This is a genomic window from Stenotrophomonas sp. GSD10 (genome assembly GCF_056172695.1).
Genome location: NZ_JAOCMC010000002.1, coordinates 4155561 through 4177500 on the forward strand (window position 1 = coordinate 4155561; position 21940 = coordinate 4177500).

Below are 21940 nucleotides of genomic sequence, written 5' to 3' on the forward strand. Positions count from 1 at the left end.
TACGACAGAACAGCCCGGGACCATAGCCGCTGGGGCCCGGCGGGGCAACGGCCGATGGTTGGGGGTGGGTATTGCACCCGCCGGGCGTGGCCCGGCGTGGCCCCATCCACGCATGGCGTGGCGCTACTTTTCCCTGCGCCAGTTGATCGAACCACGGTTTTCCACCGTGCTCGATTCCACTTCCACGTCGAAGCCACGGCGCAGCAGGTACTTCAGCGTGATCACCGAACCGGCACCGACCAGCGACACGCCGTAGCCGACGTAGAGCTTGGGCGAGATGTACTTGCCGACGCCGATCACCGAACCGCCCAGCGCGCGCGACTGGCTCACACCAGCATCGTCCAGGCCCAGCTTGGCGCCCAGCTGCGAGGCCAGCAGGCCGCTGCCGGCCGACAGTGCCGCCGAAGCTGCATTGACCTGCTGGGTCTGGTCGCTGCTGGCGCCGGTCAGGCTGCGCCCCAGCACCAGATAGGCCAGTGCTTCGGACTGCGACATCGCCGGATCGGACCACACGTCCGCGCGCGGCTGCTGCGCGCGCCCGGTCACATCGATGCCGGCGGTGACATCACCGATCCGGCGCTCGGCGCGGATGTTGATGCGGGGGTCGGACACCGCGTTGTAGTTCCAGGTGAGATTGCCACGGGTGATGGTCAGGTCCTGGCCGTAGGCCTTGTAGCGACCGCTCACTTCCAGGCCACCGTTGGCGGTCATCTCGCGGCCCGGCTTGGCCCACACCTGCATCTTGCCGGTCAGCGCGCCCTTCAGGCCGAAGCCGGTCATCTTCACCTTGTCGCCGAGGCTCACCGTCAGGTCCATGTCCAGCGGCGAGGTGCGCGACTCTTCCGGATCCACCGGGTCGAGCACCACCACGTCTTCAGACACCGAGGTCCCGCGGTCCAGGCGTTCGAGGTCGATATCGGCCTCGGGCACATGCACGGTGCCGCGCAGCTCCATCGCCGCCTTGGCCAGGGTGAAGTCGAGATTGGGATTGGCGACGATGCGCAGTTCGCTGGTGTTGGACAGCAGCACGTTCTCGCCATGGATCTTCAGCTGCAGCGGCTGTGCATCGCCGAACCACGACAGGCCACCATCCACATACAGCGTGCCCTGGCCGGAGTTGGCTTGCGCGGTGATCTTGGCCGAACCATCCGGCTGGGCCACGAAGCTGCCCTTGCCCTGGTCGAAGGTCAGGCCCAGCGCCGGGAATTCGCCCTTGAAGTTGCTCAGCTGTGCATCACCGCCCAGCGATGGCTGGCCGCGCGTGCCGCGCAGGCTGACGTGGCCTTCGATCAGGCCGGTCGGGCGCACAATGTCCGGCGAGAACAGCTCCAGCCAGTACAACCGCGACATGTTGAGGTAGAGCTCACCGTTCAGCGGCGCACTGGCTTCCCAGCCGGTCTGCATCTTGGCGTCGACGAAGCCGTTGCCCTGGAAGCCCATGCCCAGGTAGCCCTTGATGCTGGCCGGGGTCATGTCCAGCTTCAGCGAGAACTGGTCATAGCGCACCAGCTCGCCACGGGTGGTATCGCCCACCGTGACGCGGCTCTCGCCGAGGCGGATGCCGCCTTCCTTCGAGCGCACTTCCACGTGGCCTTCCCAGGCGTTGCCGCGCGGGCGGATCTGTGCGTCCAGGCTGACCTCACCGCGCAGGTTGATGCGGCGACCGGACTGCGGTGGCAGCCACGGCTGCACCAGCGCCAGCGGCAGCGCGTCACTGCGCACCACCAGGCCCTCGCGCGGCCAGTTCGCCTGTGCGCACAGCGCGCCGCTGCTGGCGGCGGCCAGGCAGGCTTCGGACAGGGTGTAGGTGCTGCCATTGATCGCGAACGCCGCCGGTGCGCGCAATGACCAGGCATCGCCCTTCACCGGTGCGATGCGCAGCGACGCCAGCTCGCCGCGCCACTGCGTGCCCTGCTGGCGCACGCTGCCCTGCAGCTCCACCGCGCCCATCTCGTTGCGGGTCTGCGCGGCCAGGCGCAGGTTGGAAACACTACCCTGCGCATCGATGTTGAGTCGTTCCAGCAGCATGCCGGCGTTGACCTGCTGGCCCTGCACCGCCAGCGTGCCGCTGTCGCCGCGCCAGGGCAGGTGGCCCTTGATGCTCACGCTCTCGGCGCCGTAGCCATCCCAGTTGAGGTTGTTGCCGACCAGGTCGGCGGTAATGTCCGGTGCGTCGCGCGGGCCCTTCACCTGCACCTGGCCGCGCAGGCCGCCATCGGCGCCCGGCAGCAGATCACTCAGCTGCAACGGTTCGAAACGCGCATCGATGTCGAGGCGGTCGCCGACCTTGCCCGACGCGGTCACCCGGCTGCTGCCCAGGGCCAGCTTCAGCTCGCCCTGGCCTTGATCACCCTGCAGCGCGAACTTGCCCTGCGCATCGAGATTGCGCTGGCGCAGGATGCCCTTCAGCGACGGCAGATCCACCGTGGCCTCCAGGGTGGCGGCGGTGCCCGGCGGCGCATTGGCCGGCGGCGGCAGCTGACGGCCCTTGGACGCCAGATTGCCGGACAGGCGGCCGTTCCAGCCCGGCACGAAATAGCCGGGGTCGAAGTCCTTCAGCGTGGCCTTGGCGTCCCAGTCCAGCTGCGGCGCCCACGCCACCTGGCCTTCCACCTGCAGCTGGCCACCCGGCGTCTGCGCCTGCAGCTGGTGGATCGACGCGGCCTGGTCGTTGCCACGCACGTCGAAGCGCAGCTGCGCCTTCTGTGCATCACGTTCGACATCGGCGCGGCCGATCGCCGCCCAGGCCTTGAGCGTACCGGCCAGGCCGAAGCGTGCTTCCTTCAGCGTCACCGGCACCGGTGCGCTGCCGGCGGTGTTCGGGTCGGGCGCCGGCACGTAGGTCAGATCGTGCGCCACCACCGAGAAATTGAGCGTCTGCTGGTCTTCCTTGCTGAAATCGGCGGTGCCTTCCAGGCGCGCTTCACCGCCCAGGCCCTTCACCACCAACGGCGACACCTTCAGCACCTGGTCCTGCAGCGAGACCACCGATGGGGCCAGCTCCAGTTCCTGCTCACCCTGCTTCACCCTGCCGTGCAGGTTGGCGTTGCCGCCCTTGCCGCTGGCAGTGAAATCCAGCGCCAGCGGCGCGATCGCCGAACCTGCCAGGGCCGGCGACAGCAGCGTCAGATCCAGCTCCTCACTGCGCACGCTGGCGTTCCAGGTCGGATCGGTGCGCCCGTCGAACACCAGCATCGCGTGCAACGGCTTCGGTGCACGCCCGGCCACGGCCACTTCCATGTGCGCCAGATCGCCGCGTGCCACCAGCCCCACCGTGGCGGCGGTGCGCCCACGCGGTGCCGGCAGCACCGCGGTGACGGTCACGTCGGTGTCGTAGTCCTTGGCCGGGATATAGCGGCCCTGGGCAGTGAAGTTGCCCATGTCGCTGTCCACCACCAGCTTGCGCGCCTGGAATTCGCCGTTGGCGATCTCGATGCCACCGCGCACGCGGCTGATGTCGATCACCGGCTCGTTGGCCTGGCTGATGCGGAAACCATCGATGGCGATGGCATCGGCCTGGATCGCCAGCGGCATCTCGATCTGCGGCAGGGAATCCGGCCACGACGGCAGCTTGAACGGCTCATCGCTCTTGGCCAGGTTCAAGGTCGCGTTGGTCAGCTCCAGCTTGTCCAGCAGCAGCTTGCGGCCCAGCAGCGGGCGCAGGTCCGGCTCCAGGTGCGCACGCTCGGCGTGGAAATGGATGTCGTCATAGCGGAAATCGACGTTGTACAAGGTCAGCGGACCGGCCACCGGGCCATCCACCTTGTCCCAGGTGAAGCTGGCACCCACCGGCAGGCGCGCCACCACCTGCGCCAGCAGCACGTCACGGCCGGCCACGGTCTGCAGCAGCCAGTACACCGCCAACAACGCCAGCAGCACCAGGCCGATCACACCCACGCCGGACCAGGCCCAGAAGCGCCGGCGGCGGTAGAAGCGCACGCGCGGCGGCGTGTTCGGGTTCGGGCTCGGTGCGGGCGTGCTCACAGGTCCGCTCCGATGTTCAGGTACAGCTGGAACTGAGAATCCGGATTGTTCAGGCCGTGGGCGATATCCACGCGCACCGGACCCACCGGCGATTTCCAGCGCACGCCGAAGCCGACGCCGGTATGCAGGTCGATGGTGTTGTCGAAGGCACTGCCGGTATCGACGAACACCGCCGCACCCCACGGGCCACCGTTGAAGTAGTGCTCGTACTCGGCCGAGCCGATCACCAGGTTCTTGGCACCCAGCGCGTACTTGTCCGGTGCCGGCGTGCGCGGGCCCACCTCGCGGTAGGCGTAACCACGGATGCTGCGGTCGCCACCGGCGAAGTAGCGCAGGCTCGGCGGCATCGCCACCAGGTCGCTGGTCCAGGTAGTGCCGCCTTCGCCGCGCAGGATCAGGCGATTGCTTTCACCCACCGGGATGTACCAGCGCAGCACGGCATTGGCCTGCACGAAGCTGGTATCGGAGCCGGCGCCCTCGACGCCGGCACGCATCGTCGCGGTTCCACTGATGCCCTTGCGCGGGAACATCTCGTCGTCGACGTTGACGTAGTCGGCGACCATCTGCGGGTACACCAGCGTCGAGGTGTTGTAGACCGCATCGGTGAACTCGGTGCCGGAGGCATAGCGCCAGCGCTCGCGCAGCGCGTTGATCGAGGCGATCGCGGTCCAGTGCTCGTTGATCTCGCCGCTGCGGCTGGCAATCAGCTTGAAGTTGCGCAGGTCGATGTAGTCGGTCTGTTCGTCGTAGGCGCTGGCGGCGAAGGTATACCAGCCGTCCAGCCAGTTGAAGGCGGGGATGCGGTAGCTGGTCACCAGGCTCTTGCGCTTCTGCGCATAGTCCAGCTGCGTGTTCATCTTGTGCCCGCGGTTGTTCAGGAACCGCCGCTCGATGCCGCCTCGCACACCCGGCCCGCTCTCGCTGCCGTAGCTCAGACCGGCCGTGTAGATGGTGCGCTTGGCACGGGTCAGCTTCACATCCACCGGCACTTCGCCGTTCTCATCGGCCTGGTCGGGCCGCGGCTGGATGTCGATCACGCTGAAGTAGTCCAGCTTGGTCAGCGACTGCCGCAGCCGGTCCAGCTTGCCCTCATGGAAATAGCTGCCCTGCTCCCAGTACACCAGCGGGTCGAACAGCTTGTCGACGAAGTAGTCCTGCTCGAAACGCACCGGGCCCATGTTGTAACGGCGGCCGCTGTCCCAGGTCAGGTCGATGTCGGCGGCATTGTCGGCACGGGTGATCTGCACCTGGCGCTGGGTGTAGTCGGCATCGAAATAGCCGCGTTCAGCCAGGCGCCGGGTGATGGTGATCTTGCTGGCTTCGTACTGGGTATGCTCGAAGCGCTGGCCCTTGCGCGGCTTGAACGCGGCCAGGTCATCCTGCAGGTACTGGTCGTACATGGCCGGGCCGGTGATGTCGATGTGCTCGCGGCGCACGGTCACCGGGGTGCCCTTGTCGACATGGATCAGCACCCGCACATGCTCGTTCTCGCGCGGGGCTTCAACAGTGATCACCGGGTTGTAGTAGCCGAACGGCTCCAGCGCCTGGCGGGTCTGCCGCTCGGCCTGCGACAGCAGGTACTCCAGGCGCGATTCGCCCTGTTCCTTGCCGATCGTGTCGTACAGCGACAGCGATTCCTGGATGTTCTCGATGATTGCGGCGTCGTCGCCCTTGTCCAGTCCCTTGATGTCCACCTTGTCGATGGTGCCGCGCGCGTGGGCCACGGAGGTGGCGGCCAGCGACAGGACCATCAGCGGCAGGGCGTAATTCTTTGGCTGCATGCGGCACAGCATACCGACCGAAGGTGACGATGCGAAATGCATCACGCCCTTGAGGATCGGTTGTTAAGTTGCGGTCAAATTACGCGCCTGTGTGGCGATCATCGCGATCGCAGGCGAGGATGCCGGCAGCGTGTGCGCTGCCGGCGATGACCCCGATGGACATCCGCGGTAGTGCCGGCCGCTGGCCGGCAACATGGCATTGCGGGATCCTGGCAATGCCGGCCAGCGGCCGGCACGACCGATACGGCGTCAGCTCGACAGATGCTCGATCGCCGCCACCTTGCCCAGCCGCTCGCCCAGCAGCGTCAGCAGCGCCAGGCGGTTGCCACGCAGCGCCGGATCCTCGGCGTTGACCATGACGCCGTCGAAGAACGCATCGACCTGCGGACGCAGGCGCGCCAGGCGTGCCAGCACGGCCACGTAATCCTTGTGCTGCAGGCTGGCGCCGGTGTCATCGATGGCCGCAGTGACCGCCTCGGCCAGCGCGCGCTCGGCATCTTCCTGCAACAGCGCCGTGTCGATCTGGCCCGGGATATCACCCTCGGCCTTGCGCAGGATGTTGCGGATGCGCTTGTTGGCCGCAGCCAGCGCCTCGGCTTCCGGCAGCGCGGCGAAGGTGCCGATGGCATCCAGGCGGCGGTCGAAGTCGTACAGCGAGGCTGGCTTGAGCTCGGCCACGGCGTTGAAATGCGTGGCCGGCACGCCCTTGTCGCTGTAGTAGCCCTTCAGGCGGTCGAGGATGAAGTCGTACAGCTCGCCGACATCGGCCTGCACGTTGCGCGCGGCCAGCCCGGCGTTGGCGCTGGCCAGCAGCGCGCGCAGGTCAAGCTCGAAGCCGCTTTCGATGATCGTGCGGGCCAGGCCCAGCGCATTGCGGCGCAGGGCGAACGGGTCCTTGTTGCCGGTCGGCTTCAGGCCCGCGGCGAAACCGCCGGCCAGGGTGTCCACGCGCTCGGCAATGGCCAGCACCTTGCCCAGCGCCGACAGCGCGATGTCATCGCCACCGAAACGCGGCTGGTAGGCCTCGTCGATGGCCAGCGCCACCTCGGCCGCTTCACCACCGGCCACCGCGTAGTGGCGGCCGGCGATGCCCTGCAGTTCCGGGAACTCATTGACCATGCGCGACTGCAGATCGTTCTTGGCCAGCTCGGCGGCGCGTCGGGCCTGCGCAGCGTCGGCACCCACCTGCGGCGCGATCGCTTCGGCCAGCGCGGCCACGCGTGCCACCTTGTCGGCCACGCTGCCCAGCTTGGCCTGGTAGGTCACCGTCTTCAGGCCGTCACCCATCGACACCAGGCCCTGCTTCAGGTCCTCGTCGAAGAAGAACTTGGCATCGGCGAAGCGCGGGCGGATCACGCGCTCGTAGCCCTTGGCCACTTCGGCCACGTCCTTCGATTCGATGTTGGCGATGCCGATGAACTTCTCGGTCAGCGTGCCGCTGTCGTCCAGCACCGGGAAGAACTTCTGGTTGATTTCCATGGTCTCGATCAGCGCTTCCTGCGGCACCGCCAGGAACGCGCGCTCGAAGCTGCACAGCACCGCCGACGGCCACTCGACCAGGTTCACCACCTGCTCCAGGTTGTCCTCGGTGATGCGGGCGCTGCCACCGGCCTTGCCTGCGGCGGTCTCGACCTCGGCCACGATGCGCGCGCTGCGCTCGCTCGGGTCAACCAGCACGAAGGCGGCGCGCAGCGCTTCAACATAGTCCTGCGGCTGCGCCAGCGACACGGCCTGGTCGTGGTGGAAGCGATGGCCACGGCTGACGCGGCCAGCCTGCAGGCCGAACAGTTCGGCCTCGACCACCTCGGCGCCGTGCAGCAGCACCAGCCAGTGCGCCGGGCGCGCGAAGCCCCAGGCGTGGTCGCCCCAGCGCATCGGCTTGGGAATCGGCATCGCCGCGATCGCCTCGCGCAGGATCTCCGGCAGCAGGCTGGCGGTGCGCGCACCCGGGCTCACCGCGCGGTGCACGAAGCGCTCACCCTTGTTGTCGGTGGTCTTTTCCAGCGCGGTCCAGTCGATCCCGGCCTTGGCCGCGAAACCCTGCAGGGCCTTGGTCGGCTGGCCTTCGGCGTCCAGCGCGATGTTCAGGTACGGGCCCAGCACTTCGCTGCGCTGTTCCGGCTGTTCCAGGCCCACGCCGGGCAGCAGCACGGCCAGCCGGCGCGGGGTCGACAGCGGGCGCGCATCGCCCAGTTCCAGCGCGACGCCGCGGCTGCGCAGGCCTTCAACAACGCCGTCGAAGAAGGCCTGGGCCAGGCCCGGCAGCGCCTTGACCGGCAGCTCCTCGGTGCCCAGTTCGATCAGCAGGGGGGACAGTTGGCTCATCGGTTCGATCCTGTGGTGGGGCGCAGCGCGCAACGCGTCCGGCGCCCCGGAAGTTGAGGGAGGGAGAGCGGCCGTCAGGCCTTCTTCGCGCCCGGGAAGCCCAGCTTCTCGCGCTGCTCGTAGTAGGCCTTGGCCACCGCCTGGGCCAGCGCGCGCACGCGCAGGATGTAGCGCTGGCGCTCGGTCACGCTGATCGCGCGGCGTGCGTCGAGCAGGTTGAAGGTGTGGCTGGCCTTCATCACCTGTTCGTAGGCCGGCAGCGGCAGGTTCACTTCCACCAGCTTCTGCGCCTCACGCTCGCAGGCATCGAAGCGATGGAACAGCTCTTCCACGTCGGCGTATTCGAAGTTGTAGGTGCTCTGCTCCACCTCGTTCTGGTGGTAGACGTCGCCGTAGGTCACCGGCTGCCCGTCCGGGCCATAGGTCCAGACCAGGTCGTAGACGTTGTCGCAGTTCTGCAGGTACATGCACAGGCGTTCGAGACCGTAGGTGATCTCGCCCAGCACCGGGCGGCATTCCAGGCCACCGGCCTGCTGGAAGTAGGTGAACTGGGTCACTTCCATGCCGTTGAGCCAGACTTCCCAGCCCAGGCCCCAGGCGCCCAGCGTCGGCGATTCCCAGTTGTCCTCGACAAAGCGCAGGTCGTGCACCAGCGGGTCGATGCCCAGGGCCTTCAGCGAATCCAGGTACAGCTGCTGGATGTTGTCCGGCGCCGGCTTCATCGCCACCTGGTACTGGTAGTAGCGCTGCAGACGGTTCGGGTTCTCGCCGTAGCGGCCGTCGGTGGGGCGCCGCGACGGCTGCACGTACGCCGCGTTCCAGCCTTCCGGACCGATCGCACGCAGGAAGGTGGCCGGGTGGAAGGTACCGGCGCCCACCTCCAGGTCGAGCGGCTGGATGAGCACGCAGCCCTGCTGGGCCCAGAACTGGTTCAGGGTCTGGATCAGGCCCTGGAAGGTGATCGGAACGGTCGGGGTCGCGGACATTCGGACGATTCTTGGCCGGCAAGGGGGTGCGCTAGTATAACGGCCGACCTGCGGGGCATTCCGTACCCGGGAGGAGCAGGCAGATGGAACATCGGCTGCCGGTGGGCACGCCCGGCGAAGCTGGCGGCGTACCGCTGCCGTGGGGACGCCTGCAGTTCGAGCAGGTGGCCGCGGCCCTGATCGCCGACGGCCTGGTGGCCGAACAGGAACAGGAGCGCATGCGGTTTTCCGCGCAGGGCGCGCGCAACGCCAGTGAAGTGCACCCGCTGGTACTGCTGTCCAATCTCAAGCTGGCCGCCCGCGACGGCGGCGAGTTGACCCTGGAGCGCCTCACCGAATGGCTGGCCCGGCGCACCGACAGCCGCTACCTGCGCATCGACCCGACCCGGGTCGACGTGGCCACGGTCACCGCGCTGGTGTCCCACGCCTATGCCCGCCGCCATCGCTTCCTGCCGCTGGCGGTGGATGCCGAGCGCGTGCTGGTGGCCACCAGCGAGCCGCTGGTGCAGGAATGGCGCCGTGACCTGCAGCACCTCACCCGCCGCCGGGTCGAGCTGGCGGTGGTCAATCCGTTGGACCTGCACCGCTACACCATGGAGTTCTATGGGGTGACCCGCTCGGTGCGGGGCGCCCGCGGCGACGTGCGCGGCGAGGTCAACACCACCCTGCCCAGCTTCGAGCAGCTGGTTGAGCTGGGCCGCACCGGCGACGTCAACGCCGACGACCAGCACATCGTGCACATCGTCGACTGGCTGCTGCAGTACGCCTACGAGCAGCGCGCCTCGGACATCCACCTGGAGCCGCGCCGCGAGATGGGGCGCATGCGTTTCCGTATCGACGGCGTGCTGCACAAGGTGTTCGAGGTACCCCCGGCGGTGATGACCGCCGTGGTCAGCCGCATCAAGGTGCTCGGCCGCATGGACCTGGCCGAGCGCCGGCGCCCGCAGGACGGCCGCATCAAGACCCGCTCGCCGGGCGGCCGCGAGGTCGAAATGCGCCTGTCGACCATGCCCACCGCCTTCGGCGAGAAGTGCGTGATGCGCATCTTCGACCCGGATGCCGCCTTCAAGAGCATCGACCAGCTCGGCTTCAGCCCGCAGGAAGCCGCCGGCTGGAACGCGCTGGTCGAGCGCCCGCACGGCATCGTGCTGGTCACCGGCCCAACCGGCTCGGGCAAGACCACCACCCTGTATTCCACGCTGAAGCGGCTGGCCACCCCGGACGTGAACGTGTGCACGGTGGAAGACCCGATCGAGATGATCGCACCCGAGTTCAACCAGATGCAGGTGCAGGCCAACATCGACCTGGACTTCGCCAGCGGCGTGCGCACCCTGCTGCGGCAGGATCCGGACATCATCATGATCGGCGAGATCCGCGACCTGGAAACCGCGCAGATGGCGGTACAGGCCTCGCTGACCGGCCATCTGGTGCTGTCCACCCTGCATACCAACGACGCGCCCTCGGCGGTCACCCGCCTGCTCGACCTGGGCGTGCCGCACTACCTGCTGGCCAGCACCCTCAACGGTATCCTCGCCCAGCGCCTGGTGCGTACGCTGTGCCCGCACTGCAAGCAGCCGCACAGCCTTGGCGCGGCCGATTGGGCGGTCCTGGCTGATAGCCAGGAGGCATATCCAGATGACGCCACACCCTGTCGACCGGTCGGTTGCCTGGAGTGCCGACGCACCGGATTCCTCGGCCGTATCGGCCTGTATGAGCTGCTGCCATTGGGCTCGCGGCTGCGCGGGCAGATCCGTGCCGACATGGATCTGGCCGGTTTCAGTCGCGCCGCGCGGGCTGAAGGGCTGCGAACGCTGCGCCAGGCCGGGCTTGAAAAGGTGGCACAGGGGCTGACTACAATCGAGGAAGTCCTGTCAGTGCTGCCCCCTCCGGATGAACCCAGCGCCCTTCCTGATCGTTGAAACCGGCCGCCCGGTGCCGTCGCTGCGCCGCTACGGGCGCTTCCCGCACTGGATCCGCGTGGCCGCCGGGCTGGAAGAACACGAGACCGTGGTGGTCGATGTTGAACATGGCGATGCATTGCCCGACCCGCGCGCCTTCGCCGGCGTGCTGGTGACCGGCTCGGCGGCGTTCGTCACCGACCACGCCGACTGGAGCGAGCGCAGCGCCGCATGGCTGCGCCAGGCTGCCCACGACGACCGCCCGTTGTTTGGCATCTGCTACGGCCATCAGCTGCTGGCGCACGCGCTGGGCGGCGAAGTGGCCTACAACCCGGCCGGCCGCGAGTCCGGCACGATCGAGCTGGAACTGCAGCCGCAGGCCGCACAGGACCCGCTGTTCCAGGGCCTGCCGCAGCATTTCGCCGCGCACGCCACCCACCTGCAGACCGTGCTGCGCGCGCCCGACGGCGCCGAGGTGCTGGCCCGTTCGCCGCTGGACGGCTGCCACGCCTTCCGCTGGGGGCGCCAGGCCTGGGGCGTGCAGTTCCATCCGGAGTTCGCCACCCACCACATGCGTGGCTACGTGCGCGCCCGCGCCGACTGCATCGGCCGCCACGGCGGCTGTGCCCGCAGCATCGAGCGCGCGGTCAGTGCCGCGCCACTGGCGCGCCAGCTGCTGCGCCGCTTCGTCCGCCAGGCGCGGCTGTCTTCCGCCCAGCCGGTGGCAAAACAGGGATAATCGGCGCCACGGGCAGCCGCCCGGCCCCCTCCTGTCCTTCCCGGATGTCCATGAAAGAGATTCGCAAGCTGCCGGCTTCGGCGGGCGCCCAGTGGTTGCTGGATACGTTCTCGCTGTACCGGCGTGCGCCGCTGCAGCTGGCCCGGATCGGCCTGACCTGGCTGCTGGTGAGCTGGGTGGTCACCCTGCTGTCGACGCTGATTCCCGGTGCCGCTGGCCTGGCCGTGCAGCTGATGACGCTGGCCATCTCGCCGATCATGTTCGGCGGCATGCTGTACGCCGTGGGCGAGATCGACGAAGGCCGCCCGGGCCTGGCCTCGCACCTGCTGCAGCCGATCCGCGACCACCGCGTCAGCCACCTGCTGGTGCCACTGGCGATCCAGGTGCTGGCGGTGCTGCTGCTGGGCGCGCTGCTGTTCCTGATGATCGGCCGCGAGGGCTTCACCGCCTTCAGCGAGGTCATGACCAAGATGGAAGAGATCAGCCGCAGCGGCCAGCAGATCAGCCCGGACGATGCGGCTGCGCTGGTCGCCAACCTGCCGGCCAAGCGCATTGCGCTGTGGATGCTGCTGGTGTTCCTGAGCGCGGTGGCGCTGTCGCTGGCGATGTTCACCCAGCCGGCACTGGTGGTGTTCGACAAGCAGAGCGGCATGCACGCGCTGCGTCTGAGCCTGCAGGGCTGCATCGAGAACATCGGCGCGATGATCGTGTTCGCCGTTCTCGGCCTGATCGCCGCGTTCTGCATGTACATCCTGTTCGTGATCGTGATCCAGATCGCGATGCTGATCGGTGGTCCGCTGGCAGCGGCCTTCATCGCCCAGCTGGTGCTGACCACAGTGCTGATGCCGCTCTACGTCGGCGCGGTCTATGCCGCGTGGAAGCAGATGTTCGTACATCGCGGCAGCCGCGCGGCCCCGCCGATCCCGACCACGCCGACCTCCAGCGACATCTTCCACGCCTGACCGGTCCCACCGGTAGCGCCGGGCCATGCCCGGCGGTGGCATCACATCGAACCCCGCACGCCGGGCATGGCCCGGCGCTACCGCATCACGCGGCGGGTTTCTTCACTGCCGATGACGGCACCAGCCAGCGTGCGGCGTGGATGCCCAGCTCGTACAGCAGGCACATCGGAATCGCCAGCATCAGCTGCGACACCACGTCCGGCGGGGTCAGCACCGCCGCCAGCACGAAGATGCCGACGATCGCGTAGCCGCGCCCTTCCTTGAACTGCTGCGGCGTCACCCAGCCCAGCAGCACCAGGATCACCATCGCCACCGGCAGTTCGAAACTGCCGCCGAAGGCGAAGAAGATCGCCAGCACGAAGTCCAGATAGGCATTCGCATCCGGAGTGATCGCGATCACGTCCGGGCTGAAGGTGGTCAGGAAGTGGAACACCGCCGGCAGCACCAGGAAGTAGGCGAACGCACAGCCGGTGTAGAACAGCAGCACCGATGACACCAGCAGCGGCACCGCCAGGCGCTTCTCACGCGCGTACAGGCCAGGCGCAACGAACGCCCACAGCTGGTACAGCAGCCACGGCACCGCCACGAACAACGCCACGAAGAAGGTCAGTTTCAACGGTGCGAAGAAGGCGCCGGCCGGATTGGTGGCGATCATCGTCTGCCCGTTGGGCAGCTGCGAAACCAACGGCTCGGCCAGGGCGTTGTACAGCCGCTGGGTAAACGGCAACAGCCCCAGCAGCACCACGCCCAGGCCCAACAGCGCGCGCACCAGGCGCCCGCGCAGTTCCACCAGATGTTCGACCAGCGAGCTTTCGCCGAAGTCCTGTTCGCTCATGGATGCCGCTCCGTGCTCTGCGGCTGCGGCGTCGCACTGGTTTCGACGGCCGTGCCAGCCGCGGGTGGAACCGCAGCGCCCTCCTGTGCCGCAGCGTCGGCCGCCACAGGTTCGCTCAGGTGCGGCGGAACATCCGCCGGCGCCGGCGCGCGCACTTCCTGCGCCAAGGCGTCCCCTTCGTGCTGCGCCTGCTGGGCTTCGCGACGGATCGCCTCACCGCTGGCGCGCAGCTGGTTCTCGGTGTCCTGCATGCCCTGGCGCACGTCCTGCATCTGCCGTTTGATCTCCTCGGCCTGCAGCTCGCGTTCCAGTTCCTGTTTCACCGAATCCCACTGATTGCGGGCACGACGCACCCACAGGCCGGCGAAGCGAGCCGCCTTGGGCAGGCGCTCGGGACCGAGCACCACCAGGGCGACCACCGCAATCACCAGCAGTTCGCTGAAGCCGATATCAAACACCGCGACCGCTCCGGATCAGCGAGCGTTGCGGTCGTGCTCGTCCTGCGCGGTGCGCGAGGCATCCTGGCTGCGCGACTCGTCGCCCAGCTGCGCGTTCGGCTTGTCCTCGTCGCGCATGCCCTTCTTGAATTCCTTGACCGCCGAGCCGAGGTCCTTGGCGCCGCTGGTCAGGCGCTTGGTGCCGAACACCAGCAGAACGATCGCCAGCACGACCAACCAATGCCAGATGCTGAAACTGCCCATAAAGACGCTCGTTACGTTAGTGATCAGGCTGTCGAGCATAGCGCACCGGCTGTTAACCGGCGCGCGTGACAAAAGTCAGTTTCCGCCCAGCGTTTCCGTGCGGATTTCGCCGTCGTTGACCGGCTGGAAGCCCTGCTGCTGCGGCGGCGGGTTCTGCGGCACGTTCTGCAGCGGCGCCGTGGTGGCCTCGGCCGGGGCCGCAGGAGCTGCCTGAACAGGCGCCGGCGTCGGCGCCACGGCCGGGGCCGCCGCGCGCGGTGCGTTGCCGCCATTGCCGGCGCGGTTGTTGCGCGCCGCGTAGGTGGCTTCTTCCAGACGATCGCGGAAGGCGACCACATCCATCGACGGCGCACCGGCGGCGCGGCCCTCGAAGATCATCCGCGGCGTGGTGTTGCTGCCGTAGGCGTCCAGATTGGCGGCATCATCGATCTGCAGCACCGCACCGTCCAGGGCAACACCGGCAAACAGGCCACGGGCACGCGACCACGACCAGATCTCGGCCTTCAGCTGGCCGTCGGTGGCAGCGGCGGCATTGCGGCCGACCGGACCGGCCGCAACGCCGGCATCGGCGCCCAGCGTGAACTTGCCGTTGACCAGATTGTCCAGGCTGCGGTCATTGCGGAACACCAGCACCACGTCCGAGGACTGCACACCGGCCTGGAAGCCGATGCTGCCGCCGGTCAGCTTCACGAACACCGGGCTGGACCAGGCGCCATTGGGCATGCGTACCGACATCAGGCCATGGCCGCGGCGTCCGCCGATGACCAGGCCGGCCTTGATCGTGTCGGGAATGACGATGACCGCGCGGCCTTCGTCGAGCAATTTGTCCGGAATGCCCTGTTCAGGGATTTCCTGGATTTCAGCCAGCACACGCACCGCGTTGCGGGCGCGCTGGTCTTCCTGCGGTCCGGCCATGGCCTGGCTGGACAGCAGGCTGGCGGCGATCAGCAGGGCTTGGATCGGGCGACGCATGGCAGGCTCCAGAAGTCAGTCCATAGGAAGATATAGCAAGTGACTGAAATTAGTAGTGTTGTCATGAATCTCCAATGAGCGTTCCCTGCTCACATTGATGCGCGCTATGCCTGCAATCCGAACCCTGCATCCCGGCGCGGCGCCGGATCGGCGACAATGACGCCCATGCTCGACGCACCCGATACCGCCGTGCTGGCGGTCAACCTAGGCACGCCCGAAACGCCGAAGGCCCCCGCCGTACGCCGTTACCTGGCTGAATTCCTGTCCGACCCCCGCGTGGTCTCGATCCCGGCGCTGCTGTGGCAGCCGTTGCTGCGCGGGTTGATCCTGCCGCTGCGCAGCGGCCGTTCCGCGGCCAAGTACGCCCAGGTCTGGCTGCCCGAGGGTTCTCCGTTGATGGTGCATACGCGTCAGCTGGCGCAGGCCATGCAGCGCCTGCTGCCGGCGCTGACGGTGCGCCACGCCATGCGCTATGGCGAACCCGCGCTGACCGGCGAACTTGACCGCCTGGCGGCCGAAGGCGCGCGCCGCATTGTGGTGCTGCCGCTGTACCCGCAGTACTCGACCACCACCACGGCCTCGGTCGAGGATCGTGTTGATGCCTGGCAGGGGCGCAATCCGGGCGTGACGGTCAGCCTGGTGCGTGACTATTCGGTCGATCCGGGCTGGGTCGAGGCCGTGGCCGGCTCGATCCGCCGCTATTGGGAACAGCATGGCCGCGGCCAGACACTGATGTTCTCCTTCCATGGCATTCCGCAGCGCCTGGCTGACGCCGGCGATCCGTATCCGCAACGCTGCCAAGCCAGCGCGCAGGCCATCGCCCAAGCGCTGGGCCTGAGCAGCGACCAGTGGCAGATGGGCTACCAGTCGCGCTTCGGCCGCGAACGCTGGTTGCAGCCGTACGCCGAGCCGAGCCTGTGGGCGCTGGCCGAGTCCGGGGTGAAGCAGATCGATGTGGTCTGCCCGGGCTTTGCCACCGATTGCCTGGAAACGCTGGAAGAGGTGGCGCTGGGCTTCACCGAGACACTGGCCGAGCGTGGCGCGACGATGCGCTACATCCCGTGCCTCAACGCCGATGCGGAGCACGCACGCGCACTGGCACAGCTGGCCGTGGCCGCGCTGGCATGAGTCTGCAACCGTTTGAACTGGAGGTCGCTGGCGCGCGCGTTGCCGGCCTGCGCCATGACGGTGACGGTCCGCGCGTGCTGGCCCTGCATGGTTGGCTCGACAATGCCGCCAGCTTCGTGCCGTTGGCCCCGCACCTGTCAACGCTGCAGCTGGTGGCGATCGACCTGCCCGGGCATGGCCACAGCGCGCACCTGCCGGCGGGCGCCAGCTACACCACCGCCGCCGCGATCTGCCACGTGCTCGATGTGGCCGATGCGCTGGGTTGGGACCGCTTCAACCTGCTCGGTCATTCGATGGGTGCCGGCATCGCCAGCCTCACCGCCTCGGTCAGCGATCGCGTGGAACGGTTGGTAGCGATCGAGGCACTGGGTGGCCTGCGTGGCCCCGAGGAAGACACCGCCCATCGCCTGCGCGAGCATGTGAATGCCACGCGCGGGCTGGCGCGCAAGCAGCTGCGTGTATTTCCCGATCTGGCCGCACCGATCCGTGCGCGGATGATGGCCAACCAGCTCAGCGAGCCCTGTGCACGTCTGCTGGTCGAACGTGGCGTGGAACCGGTCGAGGGCGGCTATCGCTGGTGCAGCGACCCGCGCCTGATGCTGCCCACCGCGATCCGGCTCAGCGAAGGTCAGATCGACAACCTGCTGCAGGCCATCGCCTGCCCGACGCAGGTCATCTACGCCACGCCGGCACAGTCCTACTACCCCGAGCCGATGCGCAGCGACCGCCTGCGCCACCTGCGTGATGGACGGCTGGCGCTGTTCGCCGGCAACCATCACCTGCACATGGAAACGCCGGCGCAGATCGCCGAGGTGATCCTGCGCTTCCTCGCCGTCGACAACGCCGGCTGAGTCGCAGCCTCCGCGCACTTCACTCTGCGCGTTTGCGGCCGATACATCAGTTGCGGGCCCCTGCGCCCGCGGCACGCAGGTCCGGTCGGGCCTGCGGCGTGTGTCAGGTTCTGCAAGGAAGTCCGCATGCCCGCTCTGCTGCACCGTCACCCACAGGATGTGGCCACGGTGTCCCGTCTCCGCGTCGCTGTCCGCGCCGCATTCCCTGAATTCCCGGTCCATGTCCTGCACGCGCCTATCTGCGTGCGCTGCGGCGTGGCCGTTGTCGTCTGCTGATCCAGGAGTCGCCGATGTCCGTTGTATCCTCCCGCCCCCCGATACCACCCGCCTGCCGCACCTGCTGCAGCTCGCCCGCCGGGGTGACCGCCATCTGCTGATCGGCAGCGCAGCGCTGGCTGCCGCAGGTCTGTGGCTGGCCCTGCGCGGCAACCATCTGCTGGAGGCTTCGCTGGCAGCGGCTGCCGTGTTGCCGGCGGCGTGGCTGGCCGGCCCCCTGGCCGGCAGTGCCATCGCCCGCAATGGTCTGGCGCTGCTGCTCGCAGCGCAGCTGGCAGGGGTAGGCGCGATCGTCGGCCTGTCGCCCGCACTGCCGATCGCATTGCTGCTGGGGGTTCTGCTGGGCCACCGCGATCGTCTGCCGGTATGGCTGGCAGGCGCTGTCGGCGCGCTGTCCCTGCTGGTTCCGCTGCTGCACGGGGCCGCGCCAGGCCCGGCGCTGCTGCAGGCCGGCGTGCTCGCCGGGCTGACCGTGCTGCTCGGTCAGGTCGCCCAGCGCCTGCGCCAGCAGACCGAGGCACTGGGCCATGGTCCGCGACGGTTGGCCGCGCTGGCGCGCGACATCGCCACCGGCGCAGACCTGGCCGCGCATGCCAACACCACGGCCTACGCACCCGGCTCGCTGGCCCATGCGCTGGCCGATACCGCGCGGCACGTGCAGGCGCAGCGCAGTCGCGAGGCCGCCGCCAATGCCGAGAACGCACAGATCCGCCAGGCCTTGGATGCCTCGCGCACGGCGATGATGATCGCCGACAACGACCACGTGATCCGCTATGTGAACCGCTCGGTGGTGGCCCTGCTGCGCAACCAGCAGGCAACGCTGCGCCAGGCCTTCCCGGACTTCGACGCGGAGCGCCTGGTCGGCAGCAGCATCCACCGCTTCCACGCCAATCCCGAGCGTATCCGCGCCATCCTCAATGGACTGCAGGTCACCCACAACGGCAAGGTGCAGATCGGCCCGGTGCACTTCGCCCAGGTGGTTACTCCGGTATTCGACGCACAGGGCCTGCGCCTGGGCTTTGCGGTGGAGTGGCATGACCGTACCCATGAACTGGCGCTGGAGAACGCGGTGGCCGGCATCGTCGCCGCTGCCGCTGCCGGTGACCTCGACCAGCGCCTGCAGGAACGCGAAGGCGCCGGCTTCCTCGATGGCCTGACCGGCGGCATCAACCAGTTGCTGGACACGCTCGGCAGCACCGTTGATGAGGTAAGGCAGATGCTTTCTGCGCTGGCCAGTGGTGATCTCGACCGACGCATGCACGGCGAACACCACGGCGCGTTCGCCGCGATCCAACGCGACGCCAATGCCACCGCCGGCCAGCTCTCTCGCATGGTGGGCCACATCCAGCAGTGCGCCGCCTCGATCAGCACGGCCGCCAGTGAGATCGCTGCCGGCAATGGCGCGCTGTCCGAGCGCAGCGAGCGTCAGGCGGCGCATCTGCAGGAGACCGCAGCATCGATGGAGGAACTTACCTCCACCGTCCGCCAGAACGCCGCCCATGCGCGCCAGGCCAGTGAGCTGGCCGCGTCCACACAGAGTGCCGCCGGCGACGGCAACGCCGTGATGCAACAGGTGGTCGACACCATGCAGGCCATTGAAGGCGCGTCGAAGCGGATCGGTGACATCACCGGCGTGATCGACGGCATTGCCTTCCAGACCAACATCCTGGCGCTGAATGCTGCAGTTGAAGCGGCGCGCGCCGGCGAGCAGGGCCGTGGCTTCGCCGTGGTTGCCAGTGAGGTACGCGTGCTCGCACAGCGTTCGGCCGCTGCGGCACAGGAGATCAAGGCACTGATCGACGAAGCCGGCCGCCAGGTCGGTGAGGGCGCCCAGCTGGTCGCCGATGCCGGCCAGCGCATGCAGGGCATCGTCGGTGGCGTGGAGAACGTCAGTCACCTGATGCGCGAGATCTCCGCCGCATCGCAGGAACAGTCGATCGGCATCGAGCAGATCAACCAGACCGTGGTGCAGATGGACCAGGCGACGCAGCAGAATGCCGCATTGGTGGAGGAGGCGACCGCCGCAGCACGCGAGCTGCAGTCGCAGGCGGGAACGCTGGACGATGCAGTTTCGGTGTTCCGACGGCAGGAATCACACGGCGTGGCACGGGTCGCCTGATCTCTGCCTCCAACACGCTCCACGTGAAGACGGCGCCCGCAGGGCGCCGTTTTTTGCGTGTTCTGCGTGATGGGCCACGCCGATACAGCTGCCGAGCGTCGATCCCTGGTAGTGCCGGCCGCTGGCCGACAAACGATCATTCCGTGGGCCTGCTGCGGGTAGCTGCCAACCTTCGTTGGCATCTTGGTTCCGCTCGGAGGGCAGCCACGCATGGCGTGGATCCATCGTTGATCCCCCTGCCATCGGTAGTCGCCAACCTTGGTTGGCGCCGCCGCTCGCGGCGGTTCCATCAACGCGTCTGCCGGCCAGCGGCCGGCACTACCCGGTGTTTCCTGCGCACAAAGAAAACCCCGCTGCGCAAGCAGCGGGGTTTTGGGTATAAACCCTGGCGATGACCTACTCTCGCATGGCTTGAGCCACACTACCATCGGCGCAGCTGCGTTTCACTTCCGAGTTCGGGATGGGATCGGGTGGTTCCACAGCGCTAATTTCACCAGGGAGGCTTTTGGAGAGTCGCACTCGTCCCGTTGGGACAAGGCGCCAGCCTCGCATAGTTCTTGTGACGTAGCGTGCACTTGGATGCTCTTACGACGTTGTCGTAAAGCCAAGGCAACTTGAGGTTATATGGTCAAGCCGCACGGATCATTAGTATCAGTTAGCTCAATACATTGCTGTACTTACACACCTGACCTATCAACCACGTAGTCTACATGGTTCCTTCAGGGGGCTTGTGCCCCGGGAGATCTCATCTTGAGGCGCGCTTCCCGCTTAGATGCTTTCAGCGGTTATCGCTTCCGAACATAGCTACCCGGCAATGCCACTGGCGTGACAACCGGAACACCAGAGGTTCGTCCACTCCGGTCCTCTCGTACTAGGAGCAGCCCCTCTCAAATCTCCAACGCCCATGGCAGATAGGGACCGAACTGTCTCACGACGTTCTGAACCCAGCTCGCGTACCACTTTAAATGGCGAACAGCCATACCCTTGGGACCGACTACAGCCCCAGGATGTGATGAGCCGACATCGAGGTGCCAAACACCGCCGTCGATATGAACTCTTGGGCGGTATCAGCCTGTTATCCCCGGAGTACCTTTTATCCGTTGAGCGATGGCCCTTCCATACAGAACCACCGGATCACTAAGTCCTAGTTTCCTACCTGCTTGATCCGTCGATCTTGCAGTCAAGCACGCTTATGCCTTTGCACACAGTGCGCGATGTCCGACCGCGCTGAGCGTACCTTCGAGCTCCTCCGTTACTCTTTAGGAGGAGACCGCCCCAGTCAAACTACCCACCATACACGGTCCCCGACCCAGATAATGGGCCCAGGTTAGAACGTCAAGCACGACAGGGTGGTATTTCAAGGATGGCTCCGCTGCAGCTAGCGCCACAGTTTCATAGCCTCCCACCTATCCTACACAGACGAACTCAACGTTCAGTGTAAAGCTATAGTAAAGGTTCACGGGGTCTTTCCGTCTTGCCACGGGAACGCTGCATCTTCACAGCGATTTCAATTTCACTGAGTCTCGGGTGGAGACAGCGCCGCTGTCGTTACGCCATTCGTGCAGGTCGGAACTTACCCGACAAGGAATTTCGCTACCTTAGGACCGTTATAGTTACGGCCGCCGTTTACTGGGGCTTCGATCAAGAGCTTCGCCTTGCGGCTGACCCCATCAATTAACCTTCCAGCACCGGGCAGGCGTCACACCCTATACGTCCACTTTCGTGTTTGCAGAGTGCTGTGTTTTTGATAAACAGTCGCAGCGGCCTGGTTACTGCGACCCTCTTCAGCTATAGCTCGCACGAGCCACCAAAAAGGGTGCACCTTCTCCCGAAGTTACGGTGCCATGTTGCCTAGTTCCTTCACCCGAGTTCTCTCAAGCGCCTGAGAATTCTCATCCTACCCACCTGTGTCGGTTTACGGTACGGTCTGCGTAAGCTGAAGCTTAGGAGCTTTTCCTGGAAGCGTGGTATCAGTGACTTCGCCATAAAGGCTCGTCTCGGTGCTCGGTCTTAGAGGATCCCGGATTTGCCAAAGATCCAAACCTACCGCCTTTCCCCAGGACAACCAACGCCTGGTACACCTAACCTTCTCCGTCCCTCCATCGCACTTACGCGAGGTGCAGGAATATTAACCTGCTTCCCATCGACTACGACTTTCGTCCTCGCCTTAGGGGCCGACTCACCCTGCGCCGATTAACGTTGCGCAAGGAAACCTTGGGCTTTCGGCGTGCGGGTTTTTCACCCGCATTATCGTTACTCATGTCAGCATTCGCACTTCCGATACCTCCAGCGGACTTCTCAATCCACCTTCGCAGGCTTACGGAACGCTCCTCTACCGCGCATAACAAAGTTATGCACCCCAAGCTTCGGTTCAGTGCTTAGC

13 protein-coding genes, 2 rRNA genes and 1 pseudogene (1 of these 16 running past the window's edge) are annotated in these 21940 nt (G+C 66.8%); 6 read left to right on the forward strand and 10 right to left on the reverse strand.

Annotation, left to right across the window (positions count from 1 at the left end; all coding sequences use genetic code 11):
• Nucleotides 1-123 precede the first annotated feature (123 nt).
• The 4 genes from N4G47_RS19385 to glyQ form a co-directional block, all read right to left on the reverse strand.
• Entirely contained in the window at nt 124-3984 is a 3861-nt protein-coding gene (locus N4G47_RS19385) for a translocation/assembly module TamB domain-containing protein (protein ID WP_475289667.1), read from the reverse strand.
• Nucleotides 3981-5777: an autotransporter assembly complex protein TamA gene (locus N4G47_RS19390; protein ID WP_107232659.1), complete on the reverse strand. Its 1797-nt coding sequence runs from the start codon at nt 5775-5777 to the stop codon at nt 3981-3983. Before N4G47_RS19390 ends, N4G47_RS19385 begins: the two co-directional genes overlap by 4 nt.
• 237 nt (nt 5778-6014) lie before the next feature.
• Nucleotides 6015-8090, reverse strand: coding sequence for a glycine--tRNA ligase subunit beta (glyS, locus tag N4G47_RS19395; protein ID WP_475289670.1), 2076 nt, complete (start codon nt 8088-8090; stop codon nt 6015-6017).
• A 74-nt stretch (nt 8091-8164) separates the two neighbouring features.
• Nucleotides 8165-9076, reverse strand: coding sequence for a glycine--tRNA ligase subunit alpha (glyQ, locus tag N4G47_RS19400; RefSeq protein WP_049430272.1), 912 nt, complete (start codon nt 9074-9076; stop codon nt 8165-8167).
• 83 nt (nt 9077-9159) lie between these two features.
• On the opposite strand from glyQ, the gene N4G47_RS19405 reads away from it, so the two are divergent.
• Genes N4G47_RS19405 through N4G47_RS19415 form a run of 3 tightly spaced genes read left to right on the forward strand, consistent with a single transcriptional unit; the run spans nt 9160 to nt 12675 of the window.
• Nucleotides 9160-10995 carry a GspE/PulE family protein gene (locus N4G47_RS19405; RefSeq protein WP_475289672.1) on the forward strand — a complete coding sequence of 612 codons (1836 nt, stop codon included), beginning with the start codon at nt 9160-9162 and terminating at the stop codon, nt 10993-10995.
• On the forward strand, nt 10967-11713 hold the full coding sequence (locus N4G47_RS19410; RefSeq protein WP_475289674.1) for a glutamine amidotransferase: 747 nt from the start codon (nt 10967-10969) through the stop codon (nt 11711-11713). The genes N4G47_RS19405 and N4G47_RS19410 overlap by 29 nt, the downstream gene beginning before the upstream one ends.
• A 50-nt stretch (nt 11714-11763) precedes the next feature.
• Complete coding sequence (locus N4G47_RS19415; RefSeq protein ID WP_057497774.1) at nt 11764-12675, forward strand: BPSS1780 family membrane protein; 912 nt, start codon at nt 11764-11766, stop codon at nt 12673-12675.
• A gap of 85 nt (nt 12676-12760) precedes the next feature.
• Here N4G47_RS19415 and tatC read toward each other — a convergent pair whose 3' ends face one another.
• The 4 genes from tatC to N4G47_RS19435 form a co-directional block, all read right to left on the reverse strand.
• Nucleotides 12761-13510: a twin-arginine translocase subunit TatC gene (tatC, locus tag N4G47_RS19420; protein ID WP_057497773.1), complete on the reverse strand. Its 750-nt coding sequence runs from the start codon at nt 13508-13510 to the stop codon at nt 12761-12763.
• Nucleotides 13507-13968, reverse strand: coding sequence for a Sec-independent protein translocase protein TatB (gene tatB / locus N4G47_RS19425; protein ID WP_475289677.1), 462 nt, complete (start codon nt 13966-13968; stop codon nt 13507-13509). Before tatB ends, tatC begins: the two co-directional genes overlap by 4 nt.
• A gap of 15 nt (nt 13969-13983) precedes the next feature.
• Nucleotides 13984-14211, reverse strand: coding sequence for a Sec-independent protein translocase subunit TatA (tatA, locus tag N4G47_RS19430; protein WP_005420453.1), 228 nt, complete (start codon nt 14209-14211; stop codon nt 13984-13986).
• 75 nt (nt 14212-14286) lie between these two features.
• Nucleotides 14287-15183, reverse strand: coding sequence for a lipid-binding SYLF domain-containing protein (locus N4G47_RS19435; RefSeq protein ID WP_107232664.1), 897 nt, complete (start codon nt 15181-15183; stop codon nt 14287-14289).
• Between the two features lie 165 nt (nt 15184-15348).
• Between N4G47_RS19435 and hemH the strand changes: the two genes are divergently transcribed.
• The 3 genes and pseudogenes from hemH (at nt 15349) to N4G47_RS19450 (ending at nt 19557) form a co-directional block, all read left to right on the forward strand.
• Complete coding sequence (gene hemH, locus N4G47_RS19440; RefSeq protein WP_475289984.1) at nt 15349-16311, forward strand: ferrochelatase; 963 nt, start codon at nt 15349-15351, stop codon at nt 16309-16311.
• Complete coding sequence (locus N4G47_RS19445; protein ID WP_475289681.1) at nt 16308-17162, forward strand: alpha/beta fold hydrolase; 855 nt, start codon at nt 16308-16310, stop codon at nt 17160-17162. The genes hemH and N4G47_RS19445 overlap by 4 nt, the downstream gene beginning before the upstream one ends.
• Before the next feature lie 290 nt (nt 17163-17452).
• Nucleotides 17453-19557, forward strand: a pseudogene (locus N4G47_RS19450) (methyl-accepting chemotaxis protein).
• 383 nt (nt 19558-19940) lie between these two features.
• Here the strand turns inward: N4G47_RS19450 and rrf are convergent.
• Nucleotides 19941-20055: ribosomal RNA gene (gene rrf, locus N4G47_RS19455) — 5S ribosomal RNA — on the reverse strand.
• A gap of 126 nt (nt 20056-20181) precedes the next feature.
• A 23S ribosomal RNA gene (locus N4G47_RS19460) occupies nt 20182-21940 on the reverse strand (it continues 1121 nt past the right edge of the window).

Coding starts and splice junctions, on each gene's coding strand:
- hemH (WP_475289984.1), top strand. CDS start 15,349: ATGCTCGACGCACCCGATACCGCCGTGCTGGCGGTCAACCTAGGCACG.
- tatC (WP_057497773.1), bottom strand. CDS start 13,510: ATGAGCGAACAGGACTTCGGCGAAAGCTCGCTGGTCGAACATCTGGTG.
- N4G47_RS19410 (WP_475289674.1), top strand. CDS start 10,967: ATGAACCCAGCGCCCTTCCTGATCGTTGAAACCGGCCGCCCGGTGCCG.
- N4G47_RS19435 (WP_107232664.1), bottom strand. CDS start 15,183: ATGCGTCGCCCGATCCAAGCCCTGCTGATCGCCGCCAGCCTGCTGTCC.
- N4G47_RS19390 (WP_107232659.1), bottom strand. CDS start 5,777: ATGCTGTGCCGCATGCAGCCAAAGAATTACGCCCTGCCGCTGATGGTC.
- N4G47_RS19415 (WP_057497774.1), top strand. CDS start 11,764: ATGAAAGAGATTCGCAAGCTGCCGGCTTCGGCGGGCGCCCAGTGGTTG.
- glyQ (WP_049430272.1), bottom strand. CDS start 9,076: ATGTCCGCGACCCCGACCGTTCCGATCACCTTCCAGGGCCTGATCCAG.
- N4G47_RS19405 (WP_475289672.1), top strand. CDS start 9,160: ATGGAACATCGGCTGCCGGTGGGCACGCCCGGCGAAGCTGGCGGCGTA.
- tatA (WP_005420453.1), bottom strand. CDS start 14,211: ATGGGCAGTTTCAGCATCTGGCATTGGTTGGTCGTGCTGGCGATCGTT.
- N4G47_RS19445 (WP_475289681.1), top strand. CDS start 16,308: ATGAGTCTGCAACCGTTTGAACTGGAGGTCGCTGGCGCGCGCGTTGCC.
- glyS (WP_475289670.1), bottom strand. CDS start 8,090: ATGAGCCAACTGTCCCCCCTGCTGATCGAACTGGGCACCGAGGAGCTG.